Source organism: Bacillota bacterium, assembly GCA_024653485.1.
In the GTDB taxonomy this organism is placed as follows: Bacteria; Bacillota; SHA-98; order UBA4971; family UBA4971; genus UBA6256.
This window is the reverse complement of sequence record JANLFY010000004.1, coordinates 89,709-109,794: the sequence shown is the minus strand read 5'-3', so window position 1 is coordinate 109,794 and position 20,086 is coordinate 89,709. Positions and strand designations below refer to the sequence as shown.

Here is a 20,086-nt window from a genome sequence, read left to right as displayed (position 1 = left end):
GATACAGCTATCGCGGAACCTCTCACGGTATCCGGAGGACATCCCCAGGGTAGATCAGCTCCGGGTTGGCTATGCTGTTCGCGGCCACGAGCGCCTCCACCGTGGTTCCGAACCGCTTGGCGATGGACCAGAGACTGTCGCCAGGCTGCACCACGTATGTGCGACTCCCGGGTTCCTCAGGGTCTCGAGGACGGTCCGACCCAGGGGTCCCGAGCCCCCAGGGTTTTCCACTCTGCCCATCAACTGAGGACGGGCTCCCCGCGACGCCGCCGGCTTTCCCGAGGGACGGCCAGGAGCTCACCGGCCCGGTGATGACGATGACCGGAGTGCCTATGTCCACGAGGCCGTAGAGCTCTTCGACGTCCCGATTGTGCATCCTCACACAGCCGTTGGAGACCGCCTGCCCGATGAGCTCCGGGCGGTTCGTGCCGTGGATGCCATGCATCTGGTGCGTGAACCCCATCCACCTCGTGCCGAGACCCCCACCGGGGTACATGATCTTCTCGAGGATTCTGTGGGTTCCCACGGGCGTAGGGGTCGAAGGCTTGCCGATGGCCACGGGGTACCGCCGCACGAGCCGGTCGCCTTCGTAAAGACCAAGAGCGCGTTCGCCCACGCTTATGACGATCGCCCGACCTCGATTAGAAGCGTCCGACTCGGCCCCAAGCCCGTCGCGTGCGTGTCGGACGAGACCTTCACGGCCGGACCCTTCAGGAAACTCGCTGCCGCCGCCCTCGCCTCCGCCATCACCCTCCCCACAGCCACCGCCACCACCGCCACCACCGACGCCACCGTCGCCACCGTCGCCACCGCCGCCACCGCCGCCACCGCCGTCGACTTCGACGTCGACGGGCCCTTCCATCAAGACGGATGGATACCCCTGCGGGTCTACCTCCTCGTATAGCAGCTTGAGCGTCGCACAATCCAGAACGCCCGTGACCTCGAGCCCGTACTCCCGCTGAAAGGCGCGCACCGCGTCCTCGGTCTTCGACACGAACACACCCTCGGGAAGGCCAGGGTCGAATCCAAGTCTCGCCAGCATCTCCTGGGCTTCAGCAATGAACGGACCCGAGTCGCCGCGCTTGAATTTCACGGGCCGTTTCGCCACCATGGCCATGCGCCACCCCCTCCGCTCGCCTCGACCCTATCCTATTCAGCACCCTCCCTGCCTGCACCAAGGCGCCGTGCGGCGACGTCGGCGTTGGGAGGAGTGGCGGGCCGCGCGGTGGATCGGGATCCGGGCCAGGCCGCGAGCTGCGGCCCGGTGCTGTTGGACCGTCCGGGAAACGCGAGGCAGGCGTGATCTCAGCGACCAGATGTCGCGACATGACGGAATGAGACTGAAGAGAGACGGCGTGATGCAAATGGGCGACACGGCTCACAAGTCCGAGGCGTGAAGCTCAACTTCGCCGCCTCAGTCTGGGATGAGAGTGGCTTTTGCGCGCGACGTATTGCGCGCGACCATGATTGTTGGCTATCATCGTACAAAGAGGATTCGCGTCGGACAAAGCGAAGGACTTAACTTGGAATGCAACCGGTTGCAGCGCCGGGACGCCTATCCGGGACGAGAGCCGCAGTTCCGGTAGCCCAAGGGCGGCGGTCTCAGTCTCACGTCCGGTCTCTGTCTCATGGCCGATCTCAGCCTGACGGCCGATCTCAGTCTCAGAGCCCGCCTAAGCCTCGGGCCGACGGAGGCGAGCTGGTGTCTGCTGGTCTTGACCGTCGAAGTGGACGCGGGTTTGGCCGGAATGCCGGCGTCAGGCCAAGGAGGATGACGACGTGCCCGTCACCATGCAGGACCTTGCCGAGTGGCTGAAGATCTCCAAGTCAACCGTGTCGAGAGCTCTCGCAGGCGACCCGCGCGTAAGCAGCGAGACGCGCGCGCGAGTCCAGCATCTCGCTCGCGAACTCAATTACAGGCCGCACTCCGCCGCGAGCGGTCTTGCGCGACGCCGCACCAACGTCATCGGCCTCGTCATCCCGTTCGCGCCCCGTTCCCTGTCCGACCCGTTCTTTCTGGAATTCGTGGGCGGCATAGGAGACTACGCTGTCACCAAGGGGTTCTCGATACTGCTGTCAAGCCCGAGAGCGTCCCAGGGCGGGCCGTCGGGCAGCACGACCTTCGCGGAGATCGTGAGCTCCCGACGGGTGGACGGACTCATTTTGACAGAGCCCAGGATCACCGACGAGCGGGTGGACTTCCTCAAAGAGCGCGGCATTCCCTTCGTGTTCTTGGGCAACCCCGGTCGAAACAGCGACGTATGCTGGGTTGACGGAGACAATGAAGCCGGCGTGGAGATGGCCGTGGACTATCTCGTCAGCCTTGGGCACAGGAACATCGCGTGCATCGCGGGCCCACCTGACCAGACCGCCACGTTCCGCAGACTTGAAGGATATCGAGCAGCCCTCGCCCGCCACGGCATCCCCCATGATGAGTCGCGAATCGCGCAAGGGGATTTCACGGAGCCCGGAGGCTACCGCGCGACCATGGACATCCTCGATCGAAACACCGGTGTCACTGCGGTGTTCGCATCCAATGACATGATGGCAATAGGTGCGATAAACGCCGCAAGGCAACGCGGCCTCAGGGTACCACAAGATCTCTCGGTGGTGGGGTTCGACGGAATCGCCCTGGGTGCGTACGTGACCCCCGCCCTCACAACAGTCACGCAGCCCATCTATCGCCTTGGCCAAGCCGCGGCTGAGCTGCTCATAAGGCTCGTGGAAAGGCAGAGCCCTTCAGAACGGCACGTGCTGTTTCCCCTCACCCTGACAGTGCGAGAGTCCGCGGCCAGAAGAGCGGAGACCGCCACCATGTGGCCGCATTCGAGGCCAGCGCCGCCGGTACGCACCTGAGCACCGAAGCTCGCGAAATTCCGCCGCCGAAACCGCTTCCAGGGCACCCTCACAAACCGAGACCGGCCGCCAAGACCGGCCCGTCAGAACGCTACCACCCACTCTAGATTGAGCGTGCGGTTATGACCGTTCTTGAGAGACGCGTCCTCCTGCGTCCACCACGACTCTCTGAAGACCACAGAGGCCGTGGACCGTTTTCCGACGGCGAGTTTGACCGTACCCTCGAAACCCGTCTCGGTCTTGCGCTGTATAGGTGCTGAGGACGGCCCGCTGAAGCTATCGCTTGCCGTCGTGAAGAGAGTGAGCGTCCCCTGGAGGCGGTTCGGCACGATCTGCCCGCTTGCCGTCACCCTCGCGGTTGCCGAGTCCGTGCGCTGTCCGTCGTCCAGCGATTCCTTCCGGGACATGTCAAGCCTTCCAACTGCGCTCCACGACCCGATCGGAGCTGAGCATGAAGCAGACAACCACGCGACCCGTGACGTCTTCCCCAAGACGCGGTCCTCCGTCGAACCAGCGGAGTACGTTCCCTGAATGGCCAGCTTACTTCCCCATGCGCGGAGCTGTCCTGACACTCCCAGCGACGCGGTCGCCGAAACCGAGTCTATGGTGCGGTTCGGACGATCGTCGCTCTGCTTGAGCTCGCCCTGGTACGACGAGCGCACGTTCCAGCCCACTGCCAGAGGATAGTAGTATGTTGCAGCCAGGTTGAGACGGTTCACGGTGTATGGCGCGGAGCCGTCCAGATTGTCGCGGGTGAGAGCCGCGTTCACATTGAGGACGCCCTTCGCGGAGACCTTCGCCATCGTCCGGAGCCCATACCGTGCCACCCCGCCCCTTTGAGGAGAGAGCGAAGCCGGTGCGCCGGGGAGAGGATATCCCGGCTGGATCAGCGCAACATCCATGCCCAAGGACGACGACGCGAACGGCACGTCGAAGTGGGCGGCAAAGCCGGCTCCGGCCTCTGTGCCGTCCCTCGTCATTCCGTACACCATCTCGAGTCCGAGGCTGGACCTCCCGGCCACTTGCGTCTGACAGGTGGCTCCCAACATCAGACGTCCATCGGACCCTCCCTTGTCCATCGAGACGCACGTCGCACCGAGCGTCAGGCCGCTTTTCGCCTTCCATCGTTCGCTGAAGCCCACTACATCGTATACTGAGAGCTGCAGGCCGCTCGAGCTTGCGAGCTTGCCGTAGAAGGCGGAGATGTCGTGCTGTCCCGCCGGGAGGCGAACCGAAGTGCTCGCCACGACGCCCCTAACCTCCCGGCTGACCTGGAATATCTCGGATGAGATCGGGATCGAGGCATGTCCGGCGGCGACGGTGGACGAGCCTCTACGGAATTCGAGAGAGTATCTATCCAGGTAAGCATTGTACTCACCGTGGCTGAAGAGTGGGTTCCCACCAGGGTAGTTCGTCCCACGGCCTTGGAGTCTAAGGCGCAAGTCGGAAGACGCGAGTCTCGCCTGCACTGTAAGGTCCAGTGCGTCCGTTGCCTTTGAGATAGGGTACCATTCGATCTTGAGGGTGTTCCTGCCTCCCACTTCAAGACCCTCGAAGAACGGCTCTACCTCGAAGGTCCATCCCACCTCGGCGAGGTTCCCCGCGCGGTCTCGAACGCTGAAATGCACCTCGTGATTGCCCCGAGCAAGCGGCACGGCAGGCCTGTACCTGACCTTACCTGATGCCCTGAAAGAGCCCGCAATTGACCCGGCAAGCTCCGGCCACACGACAGCCATGGAGGTTACGTCCACGTTATCGACGGAAAGACGCAAAGTCGCCTCGTCTATGCCCGAACCCACGTCCTCGAAAGCCACTTCGATGGAGGGCCTGCCAGTGGTCACGGTAGCGCCTTCCACGGGTGAGACGACCTTGAGGACTGGTGGGAAGATGTCGGCCGCCGCGTCGACCGGCACGAGCTCGGCCGGCTCGTCAGTCTGTGGTGTCTCCTGAGCCTGGCCGACAGGTGCCACGAACGCGAGGCAGCCGATGACAAGGAGGAGGACCGTTGCCGCGTATCTGCTGTGCCGCGCGGTTGCCATCTGAGATGCCTCCGATCCTAGTGTTCGACGACTGCGCGCTATCCGCCAGAGCAGGCAAGCTTGTCCATACTCCGGTTCAATGCTTCCCCGCTCGATGCCCCCGCTCGACAGGAGGGCAGGCGCGCCGGCCTGCCCTCCCGAGCCCGGGTCTCTCTACCTCTGCGCTGCGCCTGCGCTAGGCGCAACCGGTGTACACGAGGTCAACTCAGTGCCCAAGGCCTGGAACCCCGGCACCGAAGCCAAAGCCTCTGGACACCGGGACCGACGGTCGAGCGGTGGCACGCAGCTTCGTACCAGACTCAAAAGTGATGGTCATGGCTGTGGCCTTCCACTCTCCGCTGATCTTTGCGAAATGCCAGGTGATCTCCCCGCTGTCCGTGAGCAGCGCGCTATCTGGGCTTATCCCAAGAGCGGTCGCGCTCTCGTAGACCTCGTGGGTCTGGGTCACGATAGCTCCGGTGGCTGTGACCCTCGAGAACACCTGCGTCCCAAGCCTGAGATCCAGCGCGTAGCCGAAGCCTGCCGGTTCAGGCTCCCTCCAGGCGAGCTGGCTCTGCTCATCCGCCTCAAGCTCGCTCTGGAGCGTGGCAAAGTCCTTGTCGTACGAGTAACCGTCCTCGATCAGCGTCAGCTTGAAGCCCGAGCCGGACAGGCATTCGAGCATTCCGTCGACGTCATAGGCCTCCACGGCTTCCTCGAAATCGTGTATGACTGCACCGATGCCGGCCTTAATCGCCTCCTCGTCGATGGGCGGGGGCGCCTGCCCGCCGCGGATGCAGCCGGAGACCGTGACGAGGGCCAATGCTGTGACTGCCAACAGCAAGACTCGTCTTGTCATCTATTCATACCCTCCTTAGCTCAAGGTGGCTCCCCACTTGCACCTTCCCGCTCCCAGGCGCGGGGCGGGCGGCGGGGCCGGGCTGCACAACGTCCAACCCCGCCGTCTCCTTGTCGATGTCCTCCCGCAGTAGGATCACCCCTGGCTGCAGGAGCCTCGCATAGCCAGCCGCTGGCCTCTGGGCGTTGGAAGCCCTGGGAAGCCCTCCTAGTCGGCGTCCTCGTCGGGGAATCTCAGCCTGCCGAAGCCGAAGCCTTCGCGGTAGAGCTCCACCTTGAAGCAGGCGTGGATCGTCGACTCGTTCCCGACGACATCCATTGCCTTGACCTCGATGGAGTGCCACTTGTCGTCGTAGGCCTCGAACGGGAGGTTCACCACGTAATAGAGTGTGCCACTCACTATCGCGGTGGGAGCCACCCATTCGCCCTCATCGATCTTCAGCCATACCTCGGACTGGTCGATGCCCGAGCCTCTGTCGAACAGCTCGGCGAGGATCGTGGACGCCGTCGTGATGTTGAGCCTCGCGCCGTTCTCCGGGTTGATGAGAGTGATGATCGGCGCCACCGTATCCACCAGGACCTCCGCCGGCCCGGCCCAGGCGCTCAGGTTACCCAAGTCGTCGAGCGCCCTGACCCTCAGGTTGTGCACACCGTCGGCGAGCGCAGGTGCGGTGAAGCTGGTCGCATCGCCGACATCCACGGGCGCCGCGCCGTCGAGCGACACCTGGTATCTTTCGACGTCGCCCTCGGAAGCAGTCCATGTCCACGTCGGTGTGTTGTCGCTGGTCGGGCTCGGCACAGCCAGGTTCGTGGGAACGCCAGGCGGTGTCATGTCGATCTCGACAAAGGCAGCCGCGCTCCAACCACCCACGTTACCCAAAGCGTCGTATGCCCTGACCATGACGTAGTGGGTGCCGTCGGTCGTGAAGTTCGTCTCGTAGACGTCCACGTTGCCCACGTTCGTGTACGTCTCGGGCGGCGTGACTCCGTCAACCGACTCGCCGAAGTCGTACCTCGTGGCGTCAGAGGGTCTCGACCAGGCCCATACCTGCGGTGTCTGGTTGGACGGACTCGGCGTGATCCGCATGACCACTGGCGCCTCTGGGCCGGTCATGTCTATCACCACATACCCGGCCTCAGACTTGGCGCTTTCGTTGTCGAGGCCGTCGATCGCGCTCACCTGCAGGTAGTGCTCGCCGTCCTCGAGCGCGTCCTCGTCAGGCACCGTGTAGCTGGGCTCATCCATGTTGTCGACCAGCTCGTCGTCGAGGTATACGTTGTAGCTCGCCGCTCCCTCGACACCAGCCCACGTCCAGGTGGGTGTCGCGTCGGCGGTCGGGCTCGTCGTCTGCGGCATGCCCGGCACTCCAGGCGGCGTGGCGTCAGTCGTTACGACAGCGAACACCAGAGGCTCGCCCTTGTTGCCGAGCTCGTCAACGCCCACGACCACCACTAGGTGATCGCCGTCCTCGAGACGGGACGCCGGCGTGAACCAGGTGTCGGTCGTCCAGACGGTGATGTCCTCATCGAGGGTTACCCAGTAACCCGCGACACCGCAACCGTCACCATCGTCGCCGCTCCACTCCCAAGTCGGCGTCGCGTCGTTCGTGTCCACCGGTTCGGTCGGCCACTGCGCCGTCACCACAGGACCCGTCCGGTCCACGGTCGTTGACACCACGTTCGACTCGTCGCTCACGTTGCCGGCCGCGTCATAGGCAACCACCTTGCCCTGGATGACGTCGCCATCCTCCGCACCGCTGATGTCTACCGTGTACGTCTGCACCGTAAGGTCGGCCACCTGATCCCACGTCTCTCCACCGTCCACGCTGTAGCTGAAGTCGTAGCCCACAGCGTCGGTCACTGCGGACCAGATGAACGTCACGCTGTCGTCTTTCGTGTACTCCGGCAGCGAGAGCATGCCGGGCGCCTCCGGCTCGGCGGTGTCTATCACCACATACCCGGCCTCAGACAGCTTGCTTTCGTTGCCGAGCGCGTCGAGCGAGCTCACCTGCAGGTAGTGCTCGCCGTCCTCGAGCGCGTCCTCGTCAGGCACCGTGTAGCTGGGCTCATCCACGTTGTCGACCAGCTCGTCGTCGAGGTATACGTTGTAGCTCGCCGCTCCCTCGACACCAGCCCACGTCCAGGTGGGTGTGTCGTCGGCGGTCGGGCTCTCATCAGGCCGCGGCATGCCCGGCACTCCAGGCGGCGTGGTGTCAACCGTCACCGTGCCGATGCCGGACCATTCGGAGTAGTTGCCCGCCACGTCCACGGCCTGCACGCGGATGTCGTAGGTGCCGTCCTCGAGCCGCAGAGCCTGCTCCCACGTCTGGTCGCCGGGGCTGCTGGTGGAGTCGGGAATGTCAAGCACCGTGTCAAGGACGTCCCAATCCACGGAACCGGCTCTCCTGATCTGGATATGGTAGAGAGCCACGCCGGAGATCGCGTCCTCCGAGCCGGCCCACGTCCACACGGGCGTGGCGTCTCTGGTCGGGCTCGTCGTGGACGGGGCGCCCGGAGCCGTCGGCGGATCGGGGTCGTACACGATCTCGGGGTCGGCCCACTCAGAGGCGTTGCCCAGCGCGTCGAACGCCTTCACGCGCCCTGAGTACTCCACGCCCGCGGACAACGGAAGATCAGACGCCGGTGTCCACTGCTGCACGCTCGTGCCCGGCGTAGCAGCGATGTCGCTCTCGTCCACGAGCGCCTCAGGCCATTCGTTTGTTTCCGAGCCGGGCTTGGATGCCCAGGTTCCAAATTGGAACGTGTACCGGTCCACCCCAGAGCCGGCCGTCCCGTCCGAAGCGGGCGGGTCTATCCCGGCCGGCCAACTGAAGGTGGGACGCAGAGTGTTGATGTACCAGCGCCCATCGTCCCCTATGTTCCCCGCGACCGGTCCGCCAGGCTGAACCGGCCCCGTGGCGTCGACCTGGAACGTCCACTCGAGCCGGTTGGAAGCATTGCCCGCCCGGTCGTAGGCTTGGACTTCCACAGTCCACGTGCCGTCGGCATAGTCCGCTGGGCCGTACCAGATAGTCCCGGAGGTCGCGCCCCAGGCCGGTTGGTGTAGTGAGCCTATCGGGACGTTCGTCGGATCGGTGTCGTCGGCGTCGTGGAACACGAACTCCGTGAGGTCCGAATCGAGCCCGCTCTCGTCATAGAAGTAACAGAGAAGAGTGATGTCGTCGCCGCTGGAGAGCCAGTCGGTCGGGCTTTCATTCGACAGCTCCGGGGCGACCGTGTCAATGGCCACATAAGCCCCGCTGAAGGTTTCGCTCTGATTACCCGCAGCGTCCACGGACCACACCCGGATCTCGTAGGTATCGTCGATAGTCAGCGCATCCGCGTCAGGCAGCGTCCAGCTCAACGGGCCAGCCGCGTACGCCACCTGATACGGCCCCCTCACCAGAGAGCCTTCGCAGTATATCTCCACGGCATATCCTGCAAGGCCGCTGCCCGGCGATGGGTCGCTCGCGCCGCTGAACGTGAACGTCGGGGTCGTGTCATTCGTCCAGGTGTCCGCGCTCACCGTGGGCGGCGTCGGAGGAGTCGTATCCACGAAGAAGGTCCACTCCAGAGCCGCAGAGTTTCCGGCCCTGTCTTCCACGGTGATGCTCACCGTGTGGGAACCATCTTCGAGGCCGGACGTGTCCTCCTCGATTTCGCCGGACAGGTCTCCCACAGAAGGCTCGTCAATGGGAGGCAGCAGGCTTGTGCTGTCGAGGTCAAGAGCGGTCGTCGAGCCGTACCCGGTCTTTACCGGTCCCGCCGTGTCATCGAAGGAGACTCGTATCGTGGGACTGTCGTTATTGATGAACCCTGTTGGCCCGTTGGACCCGAGCGTCGGTTCGGTCGTATCGATGACGACCACGCTCGTGTCGTCCCCGACCCAGGCGCTGCGGTTCCCGAGCACGTCCACGGCGCACACCTGTAGGTAGTAGGTGCCGTCCGCAAGGCCTTGCTCGCCGGGCGTGACCGGGTCGATGTCGCACGCCCACGTCGTGACGTTCCCCACGTTCGTGGCCGCAAGGACGTCCTCGCCGCCCACTGTCGTGCCGATCCTGACTTCGTAGTGGTCGACGCCCGACCCATTCGTCCCGTCTGGGGCTACCGGGTCACCAGCAGACGCCCCCCACGTCCAGACCGGCGTGGCATCGTTCGTAGGCGTGGTCGTGCTCGGCGATCCTGGCGCCGCCGGCGCAGTGGTGTCGACAAGGAAGACCCACCCACAAGAGAGGGTGTTTCCCGCTCGATCCTTCATGTCCAAACCTACGTTCCACTGGCCGTCAGTAAGGCTTCCGGGAACGTAGCTGATCGTGCCGCTCTGATAGTCGGGCCCGCCTGTTGCGGTCCACGTGCCGTCCTTGATAACACCATCGTCGGACCGGCGCAGCCTGATGTCGTTCTCCGCCGAGATGTCAAGTCCGGAAGGATCAGCGGTGTAGTTCACGCTCACCGTAGGTGAGGCGTCCGAGATCCACCCACGAGGCTGCCAGTCGCTGTGCACAGGCCCAATCAGGTCCACCCCGAACGCCCACGTGGCCTCGGCCGAGTTGCCGTCAGGCGCGGCGTTGTCGAACGCCTTGACGTACACCGTGTGTATTCCAGTGACAAGCTCTGAGAATTGGCCGCTCAGAACGCCTCCTGAGAAGCTCTGCGTGCCGTCGTCGGGCGGGTTGCCGTCGACGGTGAAGATGGACGCTTCGTCATCCACACCCGATATGTCGTCGGACACCTCGACCGAAACGGTCAAGCTGGCGACGTTGCTCCATGACCCTTCCTCGGGCTCGACGGTCTGCATGTCGATCTCGGGTGGTGCGTCGTCCTGCGTCGAAGACTCTACCTCGGACCAGTCGCTCTCGCTACCCGCAAGGTCACGTGCCTTGACGCGGTAGTAGTATTGAGTGCCGCTTTCGAGATCGTCGAACGTCCAGCTCGTCCCAGGTATCCATTCGCTGGAGGCAAGTGAAGTCGCGAAGTCGTCATCGCTCACCTCGACAAAGTACTCACACGTACCGGTAGTCGCATCGCTCACCGCATCCCACTCCACCGTGTTGCTAGTGCCCTTGGTGAAGGGTGGTTCACCAGTGAGCATTGGAGCGTCTGGCGGTTCGGTGTCAACGATGAAGGTAAGCAGAGCCGCTTGTACGCCGGTATTGCCCGCCTTGTCTTCCGCCTTCACGCGAACGGTGTACTGGCCAGGAGCGAGCTCGTCCGCGCCGGGCACGGTGTAGCTCGTTCCCTCGACCTCTCTCCACGAGAACTCGTTACCGATCTCAATCCAGTACTTCGCAATGCCGGACGGCGGGTTCCCGGTGTCGGTGGCTGCGGTCCAAGTGAAAGTGGGCGTGCCTGTGTTCACGTACCCGTCAGGCCCCGGATTGGCGTCTTGCGTGATCCCAAGGTTCGTCGGGGCGTCCGGCACGCTGTTGTCCACGATGATCGCGCCCGTCTCCCAGTCAGTTACCGGATTTCCGTCGCTGTTGGTCAAGATGACTCTCGCATCGTAACTGCCCTCCGGCAGCCCCGCGGGAATCGTCAAGTTGATCGATGCGGAGAGTCCCGAGCCGTTGGGTAGATCCTGCCAGGCCTCGACCAAGACGGTATCGAGCCCCGGATCGTTTGGGTCCGCGCCCACCTTGCAGATCCTGGCGAGCGCCCGCGTCGTCGTAGGCGCTACGCTAGGATTGGAAGTGTACTGGAAAGCCACCGTGACCGACGCGCCCGGTTTCCTCGCCAACCAACTGGCCCCTGTCGGCTCGGTGATGTCCACGTACTCGGGAGGCGCCGCGAGCACCGGAATCGCGGGAAGGGCCACGGCCGCGACGAGCGCCACTAGAACAGTGCGAAGCAACCACTTCGGCTTAATCCGTCCCATCTACTTCTCCCCTTTCTTCTTCGGATAATCGACCTAGTCGGGGTCGATTACCTCTCTTTGTCCTCCTCGACAACGCTACCCGCTCCTCAACCGTATGATGGCTTCGATATGGGTCACCTCCCGCCGGATAGCGAATTCCACATGCCCCGCCAAACCGCCAAGGTGATGAATGCAGCGCCTCTCGCAGCTCTCGAGAAGACGAGGCTTGTCCACGTGCTGAGCCGGGAAGCCCGGGAAGCCGCGCGCGGTGCGCCGGACGCTTGACGCCCTCGACCTCCGCCACGCCCAACCCCACCGGCGGCAATGCTCCAAAGCGCGCGTGCGTGCCTACCTCAGCCGGACCTTCTCCGTGCGGTCTATCTGAACCACCTTGCCGTCCTGGACCATGATGACCACCTGGCCGTACGAGACACTGCTTATGGCACGGACGATCTGGTCCAGCGCCTCGCGGCCGAGCTCACTCGCCCACCACTTCGCGCTCGCCGTGCCACCATCGCCTGTCTCGGAGCCGCCGCCTGCAGACAGCCTCTTCTGGCGATCCGGCTCGTTGGCATCAATCCAACCTGCTGCCATCCCCTGCACCATCCCCTGCCGCTCCACTCCGCCTCATACCGGTCAGGATGGAACTCGTGTGGGCTAGTTAAGTCGGGCGAACCGCAGTGGACTAGCCACCCCCTCCTCCCGTCCTTCGCAATCGCCGTGCCAAGAGTGCGCGGGACCGTGGACGGAGGTCGAAACCATGTTTACCTGCGTGTACGCTGCCGTAGACGTCCCGGCACAGCCCGGGCGCCGTGCCCTCGCGCAAGGAGCATGTGTCCGGCACGCGGTACAGCTTGTCAACCACTTGGCTCGTTCCAGAGCGCTAGCACCTGTTTGCCAAGGTGTGTGGGAGAGCGCACGTGTCCGGCGATCGGGACGTCCGGACGGTGAGGCCGCCTCCCATGGACCACGGTACATAGCAGGAAATCGCGAAGCGTCGACGAATCGTTCCGATGGGAGGGAAGCCAGTTGGTCCGGAGCATCGCCGACGATGAGCTCGTGGCCATGTGTCTGGCAGGGCGTCGCGAAGCGTGGGAGACTCTAGTCACCCGGTACGGTTCGTACGTGTACGCCATAGCCATCAGGTCTTTTCACATGTCCGCTGACGAGGCCGAAGAGGCATTTCAGGCGGTGTTCACGAAAGTCTACACGAGTCTCGAGCAATACCGAAGCTGCGACCGACAGGAAGCGGGCGGCTTCAAGAGGTGGATCTCCAGGGTCACGAGGAGCGTCTGCATCGACCAGATGAGAGCGAAGGCCAGGTCGGGCGGCCCTGAGATTCCGTCTGGACAGGTCGAGGCTTGGACGGACGGGCACGAGCCGGTCGACGGACGAGCCGCCTCGCGCATTGATGATGAGATCTCGAGACTTGCCGACAGGGTCACGGTAAGGCAGGCCCTGGCCCGGCTTCCGGAGGAGAGTCGCAAACTGCTCTACCTCCGCTTCTACAAAGACCTGCCCTACAATGAGATTGCGAGACTCACGGGTCGCAGCGAGAAAGTGGCCGCCGCGCTGACGTCGCGATCGCTCGCGCGCCTCAGGCAGGTGCTAGTGAACATGGGTGCCGTAACCTAGACGCACGCGCCTGACCCGGCTCACCCGCGGGAAGCAGCCCGCGGTGGGCACCTCCCGGGGCGGAAGGCCGTCATTCGAGCGGCCGAGCGGCGACCGGCGCAAGGCAGGGATCGGGACCCGGATGGCGTTCGCCTAGGACAGTAAGGTAAGCATTGGGAAGGGCATGGTGTTGAGAATGCGTTGCCTCACCCGTAGGGAGATAGCTGATTACGCTCTCGGTCTCTCTGAGACCGAGACTCCGTCGAGACTTGTAGCTCGCATGCACCTGGCCGGCGGCTGCGAGAAGTGCAGCAGAGAGCTCCAGGCCATGAAGGCGCTCGCCGCGTCGCTCCGCGAGGACGATGTGTGGGAGGAGGTTCCTGAGCGTGTCCTGAAAAGGGCGTTCGACATATTCCCCGCCGGCGCCGACGCACGAGCGGAAACAGGCTCACGGGTGGGGAGGCGCCCACAAGGCGTGTCAAGAAGCCGCGCTGCTGGGCGGCTTCGCGTGTACGGACCGGGCTTCCTCGTTCCTCAGACCGCCACTCGCTCAGCAGAATCCGCTCCCTTGCCTTCGGGCGGGACAGTACAGGTCGTCGTCAGGGGACACGACGTGCGGGGCCAGGTCTTCGACGCATCGCGCGAGGATCTTTCAGGGCTCACTCTGGAGCTCCTGGACGTTCAAGATAGCCTGGTCGAGCAGACCACCACCGATACCCTCGGTCGATTCGTGTTCAGAGGGCTGCGACCGGGCACGTATACTCTAGTCGTGAAGAACCACAAGGGCGACGCGAGATGCCGCGTTGATGTGAAGGCACACTGATGCGAACCGCAGCGGGCTGAGAAGCGCGTCAAAGCCGAGCCGGGAGGCACGAGCACCGTGGACGCAAGCCTCGCCGAGGCTCTCTTGCAGATCTTCACCCTGCTGGATCAAGGCAAGGCCGAAGCCGCATTGGACGCCGTCGGACGCTGCAGGCAAGCGATCGGGAGCCCCCCGCCGAAGGGTAACGCAGGAATGGTATCGGGAGGGGCCCGCGAGGCTCTGCCCGAGGGCCTCTCGGACATGCCGGCGACGACCGACGGGAAAGGCACACCCTGGACACGACTACTCCCTGGTGCCGCCGCCGGGCTGCTCTGGCTCAAGGTGGCTGAGGGCAGGGCCCTGTCCCTATTGAGCAACCACGAAGGAGCCGAGGCTGTCCTTGAGGACGCCCGCAAGCAATGGGAGTCGCTGGCCGAGTACCACCTCACCGGCGCGCCCGAGGACACCGCCGCGCAGGATGAGGGCGCGCTCAACACTGACAGCTCCGGGAGGGCCTTGGCGCTCCTCGGACTCGCAGCGTGCGAAGCGGCACTGGGAGAGGTGCACCATAGGAAGACGGAGTTCCGCCAAGCTCTGCACCATTTCAGGAACGCCCTGGCGAATTACCGCCTCATCGGAGAGTCCGCGTCTGACGCCGCCACCCACCGCACTGCCGCCCAAAGCCCTCCGGACGTGGCGCAAGGAGCCTTCGTGAGCGATCCTTCCCCGAGCTTCGCCCGCGTCCCGCGCGGGCCAGGCTACGCCGGTGATGCACGGTACGTCGATCGAGAAATTGCGCGCGTAAAGGTGATGATGGCAGAGTCTCTCATGTCGTGTGGCGAGTTTGCGGAAGCTGCCGTCTTGTCCGACGAGGCCTTGGCGACGTTCACGCAATGTGGCGACCTTGCATGGCGCGGCCGGGCGGCGAAGGCCAAGGGCACGGTGTCCTGGTACCAGGACAGGTTCAACAACGCGCTGGAATGGTACGAGAGGGCGGAGGCCGACCTCGTCCAAAGCGGCATGCTCGTCCAGGCGGCCTTCGTGAACAACAATCGCGCGCTCGTCTACTGGAAGATAAACCGGCCCGACGAGGCCCTAAAGCTCTTCGAGAAGGCGAGGCCGGCGATAGCCTCAGCCGGGATGGAAACGGAAGCGGCGACTATAGATGTGAACGCGAGCATCGCCCTTGCGAGCCTCGGTAGGACGGACGAAGCCCTCGAGCTCCTCGACCGTGCGGGGAAGGCTTTCGAACGGCTTGACGTCCGCCAGAAGATGGGATGGGTGGAGTATTACAAGGGAAGGCTCCTTGCCGAGACCGGACGTCATCGCGAGGCGATCGAACGTTTCGCCTCGGCGCGAACGCGCTTTCAACAAGATGAGTCCATAGACACCTACAAGGCCCAGGCGAGCCTTTACCTCGGGCTGTGCCACGTCGAGCTCGGTGATCTCGCCCAGGCCCGGGAAGCGTGCCAGGAAGCCCTCGACGTCGCGGCGGCGCGGGACGTGCCGGACCTTGCCTACCCCGCGCTCTACGGGCTTGCGCGAGCCGCCGAGGCTTGCGACCCGTCTCGCGCTCTCGATCTCTACATGAGCTCTATTCGGGAGATCGAACGGATGAGGCAGTCTCTTTCCGAAGACCGCCTCAAGACCAGCTTCGTCTTTGACAAGACTCGCGTGTACGATGCGGCCGTATCCCTAGCGCGCAGGCTGGACAGAAAGATTGATGCCCTTGCGCTAGTGGAGAGGGCGAAGAGCCAAGCTTTCGTGGACTGGCTGAAGCTGGCCACGCGTAGTGGGGTCGCTATCGACGGTTCGCCAAGAGTGAATGGGCGGCCAGGTAGCGCTCCTCATCCTCCGCGCCCCTTGCGGGGGGCCGGTGACGACGAACGCTTCGGACTGGAAGTCTCAAGTGATCCGATGATGTTCGCAGACAGGGCTCTCTCGGACGAAGACGTCGCCGACGCCATCATCGAGTTCTACCTGCTACCTAGCGAAGCCCTCGTCTTCGTCATCACCAGGTCCAATGGATGCGCGTCCCGCGGGAGCACCCGCCCGCCCGAAGTGCAGCTCGTGACCGTCGGAATCGACAGAGCTCGCATCGACGACCTTATAGCCTGGCTGTATACCGACATAGAGATCATGCAAAGCACACCGAGGAGCTTCGTCTCTTGCCACATGCGAAAGCTTCTCGAGTCATACGAGGACCATGCCCGTGCCCTCTACGACGCTCTCATGGCCCCTGTCGAAAGCCTCATAGCCGGAAAGCGTCGCATTCTCATCCTACCCCACGGGCCCCTACACCACGTGCCGTTCCACGTCCTGCACGATGGACGGAGGTACGTGATAGACAGCCACGAGGTCTCTCTCGCTCCAAGTCTCAAGGCGCTCGCGGCCATCTGGGCAAAGGGCCGCCGCGCCGCCCGCACGTGCCTCGCAGTCGGTGTGAAGGACGACGCCGCCCCGCTTGCGGAGCTCGAGTGTGAGAGGGTCGCAGAGCTCTTCGGAACCGGAAACGCACAGCTCTTACTGGGCGAGGACGCGACGGTACAGTCGCTCGCCCGAAATGCATCGGGCTTCGACGTAGTCCACATAGCGGGCCACGCGGTCTTCGATCCTGAGGACCCCATGAGATCCCACATCAGACTCGCAAGCGGCTCTCTTTCGGCCTCGGACATCTTCGAAACGCGGATGGAGTGTGCCCTCGTGATGCTGTCGGCGTGCCAGACGGGTGTGGCGTACGTGTCAAGCGGCGATGAGCTCCTGGGCTTGTCCCGTGGGGTGTTCCTCGCAGGTGCATCGTCACTGGTAGCAAGCCTTTGGAAGGTTAACGACGAGAGCACCGTGGACCTCGCGGTGGAGTTCTACCGATCGCTGCTCGCCGGACGGACAAAGCCCGAGGCCCTGAGGAGCGCGGCGATGCGCATGAGACGCCGCGCCCCTCATCCGTACTACTGGGCGCCCTTCGTGGTATTGGGCGATCCTAGGCCTTAGCGCGACTCCTCCTCCGCAGCAGCAGCCACCTCCCGTTGGACCCGGCAGCGCGCACGCTCGGCGGGGAAGCGGTAGGCACTACACCATGTTATACTTGCGCAGCTTCTCGTAGAAGGCCGACCGCGAGATGCCCAACTTCTTAGCCGCAAGGCTTCTGTTGTTGTCCGTTGCCCGGAGCGCCTCGACTATCGCCTCCTGCTCCGCCCTGGAGATGACGTCGTCGAGGGCTTCGCCCGCAAGTCGCATGGACAGACGGCCAGGCCTCCTGCTAGCGCTCACGACGTGCCCGGGCAGATGCTCCACGTCAATGACTTCGCCATCCGCTAGGTTGAGCGCCCTCTCGAGGACGTTCTCCAGCTCCCTTACATTGCCGGGCCAGGAGTAGTCGAGCAAGATCCGAAGAGCCTCGGGTGACACCGACGTGACTCTCGTGGGACAGCGTGCCGACAGCTTTGCCAGCGACCTGCTGATTATCAGCGGTATGTCCTCTATTCGCTCCCGCAGAGGCGGTATGCGGATGGTTACCACATTGAGACGGTAGTACAGGTCCAACCGGAACGTCCCTTGCCCCACCATCGCTTCGAGGTCTTTGTTTGTGGCAGCCATGACACGCACGTCCACATCGATCTCGCGGGTCCCGCCGACGCGCTCCACCTTATGAGTCTGCAGCACGCGCAGCAGCTTCGCCTGGAGCTGAAGGGACATGTCGCCGATCTCGTCCAAGAAGATGGTTCCCCCCGACGCCAACTCGAACTTGCCGGGCTTGCCGCCCTTGGTAGCTCCCGTGAACGCGCCATCCGTGTAGCCGAAGAGCTCCGACTCCATGAGGCTGTCGGGGATAGCAGCGCAGTTCACGCTCACGAATGGCCCGCCCTGGCGTGAGCTTGCGGCGTGGATCGCCCTGGCGAATACTTCCTTGCCGACGCCGCTCTCCCCCAGCAGGAGCACGGTGGACCCGCTTCTTGCCGCCCTTTCGGCGAGGTCCTTTGCCACAGTCATCTGGCGGCTCGCGCCGTAAATGTCGTCGAAGGACGACGTCCTCACCGACACCAGCTCGGCCTTCATGTGCTGGACCTTGTCCTTGAGCCTCTCAACGAGGTACTGCAGGCACATATCAGAGCGTGCCATGTTCTGATAGACGGCAATAGCGAACGCCCTGCAGGTTGGGTACCCGCACATTCCGCAATCCAGGTGGTCCTGAGGCGACAGCCTTCCGGCGAACGCAAGAATCTCAGCTATCTCTGACTCGCTCGGTATCGGCAACCTCACCCCACCCGGCTTGAAGTCGCGTCCGAGATCGCGGGCGTCGAGCTCCGTCCCGCCGGCGGCGTCAAACGGGCGACCCGCGCCGTGTTCGTCCCCGGCTGCGGCCGCATCGTCGACCCCGCTCGATGAAGGGTCGGGCGCGTCAGGACCGCCACCATGTGAGGCGAAGACCCGGCACACCCTCTTGCGTACGGAGATCGACGAGAGTCTGCGCAGCGCGGGCGCGTCTAAACATCCGCGGCACATCGATGCGTCCACGAACGTGGAGGTCAGCACGCCCCGCGCAAGGTCGCTCATGACCTCAATGCATCGCGACTTGCCCGCCGCGATCACGAGGTCTTCATCAGCTAGTCCTTTCGAGATTCCCATCAACCACGAGAGCCCGCCGGCGAAAGCCGTGTACCGACCTCTCGGGGCAACGGTGCCGTCAGGCGCGCGTGGGGCGAGGTCCCGAAGGACTATGTCTCTCTCCTCGAACACCGCAGCGAGCTCGTCGAACGTCAGGACCGCATCGATCCCTGACGCAATGCCGAGGTCGGAGACTTCCGCCTTTCGGGCGAGGCATGGACCTACATACACGATCCTTGTGTCCCGGTCGGTTGGTGGCAACGCGGCGTCTGTGCGACCGTGGCCTTCGGAACGCGTGCCTGGTCCGGTGCCGCAACCCGCTCTGACTTCTGCTCGTATGGCGCGCGCCGCCACGACCGGGGGCGAGGCCATCGGCACGAGGTTCCCCACGAGGTCAGGGTAGTGCCTCTCCACCAGGCGCACGACAGCAGGGCACGATGAACTTATGGCCGGAACGACGAGAGGACGCCCGAACGGCATGAAGGAGTCCTCGCCCGCTCTCGAACCCGAGGCCAAGCCCGAGCCAGAGTCGGGCCCCTGGGTTGGCCGCGGAGCCAGATCCGATAACGAGGAAAGGACAGGACGTCCCTGACTGGTCCCAACCCAGTCCGTGCGGTCCGTCTCATCCCGCGCGCAAGAACGCAGCAAAGCCCTGTACGCCTGAGCCACGCGCACCGTGGCCAGCGAGGTATCTCGCACCTCCGAGAACCCGAGAGCCGCCAGGCCCGCCACCACGTGACCCGCCGAGACCGTGGGGAACGCCGCTGGGAACGATGGATCCAGCAGTGCGACGGCCCTCCCCTCCGCCAAGAACGTATCGATCGAACCAATGAAGTCCTCGCCGCGCCGCGCCCCCGTGCCGCATGCCTCGAGGCATTCCCCGCACGCGATACACATGTCATCGATCACTCTCAAGAGGCCGTCCTCAACCTTCGTGGCCTTGACGGGACATGCCCTTATGCACGCATAGCACTTTCTACACCTGCTCTCTTCTATGGCAATAGCGCTCAATGACGCATCACCCCGCCTGTGAAAGCGCTTCGAAAGTCGCAAGAATCGTGGCCGGCGCGCCGATGTGCGCAGGCGCAGTGCGGTTGCATGCGGGACGTCACAGCAGACCACACCTCTCCCTCGGAGCGCGCTGCCTGGTCCACCGGACAGTCCCGGCGTGCGGCACACGAGTCGCAAGGATGCCTCCCGGACCGTTGTCCCCCACCAACGGACCACGCCCCACGCGACGCCGGTCTCCGCCCGCTCTCTCCTCGCCGGCCTCACGGACCGCATTGATTATGTCTGTCTCACATTGAGCTACCATACCCCCCCCTTTAAGCTCACCTTAACAATCCTCTTGATTCCTCACGACTTCGCTCCCGGGCCTCCTCCATACCAGTGAGTCTCAGTTCCACGAAGCAGCGCCTCCGTGGTCGATACCATAGTCGTCCGAAAGTTTGGCGCCGGAAACGACTATCCGATGCTCTT

The 20,086-nt window shown here is 64.0% G+C and carries 10 protein-coding genes; 4 read left to right on the top strand and 6 right to left on the bottom strand.

The features are described 5' to 3' along the window. Positions 1–22: 22 nt before the first annotated feature. The gene (locus NUW12_04430) at positions 23–1,117 is read right to left on the bottom strand and encodes a L,D-transpeptidase family protein (GenBank protein ID MCR4402017.1); all 1,095 of its coding nucleotides are present in this window, start codon (positions 1,115–1,117) and stop codon (positions 23–25) included. A gap of 662 nt (positions 1,118–1,779) precedes the next feature. Here NUW12_04430 and NUW12_04425 point away from each other — a divergent pair. Continuing rightward, the gene (locus NUW12_04425) at positions 1,780–2,856 is read left to right on the top strand and encodes a LacI family transcriptional regulator (protein MCR4402016.1); all 1,077 of its coding nucleotides are present in this window, start codon (positions 1,780–1,782) and stop codon (positions 2,854–2,856) included. Positions 2,857–2,939: 83 nt separating this feature from the next. On the opposite strand, the gene NUW12_04420 is transcribed toward NUW12_04425, so the two are convergent. From NUW12_04420 to NUW12_04405, 4 genes are all read right to left on the bottom strand, one after another. Next, positions 2,940–4,895 (bottom strand): hypothetical protein, encoded by a 1,956-nt coding sequence (locus NUW12_04420; protein MCR4402015.1) that lies wholly within the window; start codon positions 4,893–4,895, stop codon positions 2,940–2,942. Positions 4,896–5,100: 205 nt separating this feature from the next. Next, positions 5,101–5,733 (bottom strand): hypothetical protein, encoded by a 633-nt coding sequence (locus tag NUW12_04415; GenBank protein MCR4402014.1) that lies wholly within the window; start codon positions 5,731–5,733, stop codon positions 5,101–5,103. Between the two features lie 207 nt (positions 5,734–5,940). After that, positions 5,941–11,607, bottom strand: coding sequence for an Ig-like domain-containing protein (locus tag NUW12_04410; protein ID MCR4402013.1), 5,667 nt, complete (start codon positions 11,605–11,607; stop codon positions 5,941–5,943). Positions 11,608–11,934: 327 nt separating this feature from the next. Beyond that, entirely contained in the window at positions 11,935–12,180 is a 246-nt protein-coding gene (locus NUW12_04405) for a YezD family protein (protein MCR4402012.1), read from the bottom strand. A 435-nt stretch (positions 12,181–12,615) separates the two neighbouring features. Between NUW12_04405 and NUW12_04400 the strand changes: the two genes are divergently transcribed. The 3 genes from NUW12_04400 (at position 12,616) to NUW12_04390 (ending at position 16,993) form a co-directional block, all read left to right on the top strand. Beyond that, complete coding sequence (locus tag NUW12_04400; protein MCR4402011.1) at positions 12,616–13,221, top strand: sigma-70 family RNA polymerase sigma factor; 606 nt, start codon at positions 12,616–12,618, stop codon at positions 13,219–13,221. 175 nt (positions 13,222–13,396) lie between these two features. Beyond that, a complete protein-coding gene (locus NUW12_04395) occupies positions 13,397–14,023 on the top strand; it encodes a carboxypeptidase-like regulatory domain-containing protein (protein ID MCR4402010.1) in 627 nt (208 codons plus the stop codon). A 57-nt stretch (positions 14,024–14,080) separates the two neighbouring features. After that, complete coding sequence (locus NUW12_04390; protein ID MCR4402009.1) at positions 14,081–16,993, top strand: CHAT domain-containing tetratricopeptide repeat protein; 2,913 nt, start codon at positions 14,081–14,083, stop codon at positions 16,991–16,993. Between the two features lie 78 nt (positions 16,994–17,071). Here the strand turns inward: NUW12_04390 and NUW12_04385 are convergent, their stop codons facing one another. After that, positions 17,072–19,618: a sigma 54-interacting transcriptional regulator gene (locus NUW12_04385; protein MCR4402008.1), complete on the bottom strand. Its 2,547-nt coding sequence runs from the start codon at positions 19,616–19,618 to the stop codon at positions 17,072–17,074. Positions 19,619–20,086 lie beyond the last annotated feature (468 nt).

What these genes read in the sequence shown, in the direction of transcription:
- NUW12_04430 (MCR4402017.1), bottom strand. Translation starts at nt 1,117, where the DNA reads ATGGCCATGGTGGCGAAACGGCCCGTGAAATTCAAGCGCGGCGACTCG.
- NUW12_04420 (MCR4402015.1), bottom strand. Translation starts at nt 4,895, where the DNA reads ATGGCAACCGCGCGGCACAGCAGATACGCGGCAACGGTCCTCCTCCTT.
- NUW12_04415 (MCR4402014.1), bottom strand. Translation starts at nt 5,733, where the DNA reads ATGACAAGACGAGTCTTGCTGTTGGCAGTCACAGCATTGGCCCTCGTC.
- NUW12_04410 (MCR4402013.1), bottom strand. Translation starts at nt 11,607, where the DNA reads ATGGGACGGATTAAGCCGAAGTGGTTGCTTCGCACTGTTCTAGTGGCG.
- NUW12_04405 (MCR4402012.1), bottom strand. Translation starts at nt 12,180, where the DNA reads ATGGCAGCAGGTTGGATTGATGCCAACGAGCCGGATCGCCAGAAGAGG.
- NUW12_04395 (MCR4402010.1), top strand. Translation starts at nt 13,397, where the DNA reads ATGCGTTGCCTCACCCGTAGGGAGATAGCTGATTACGCTCTCGGTCTC.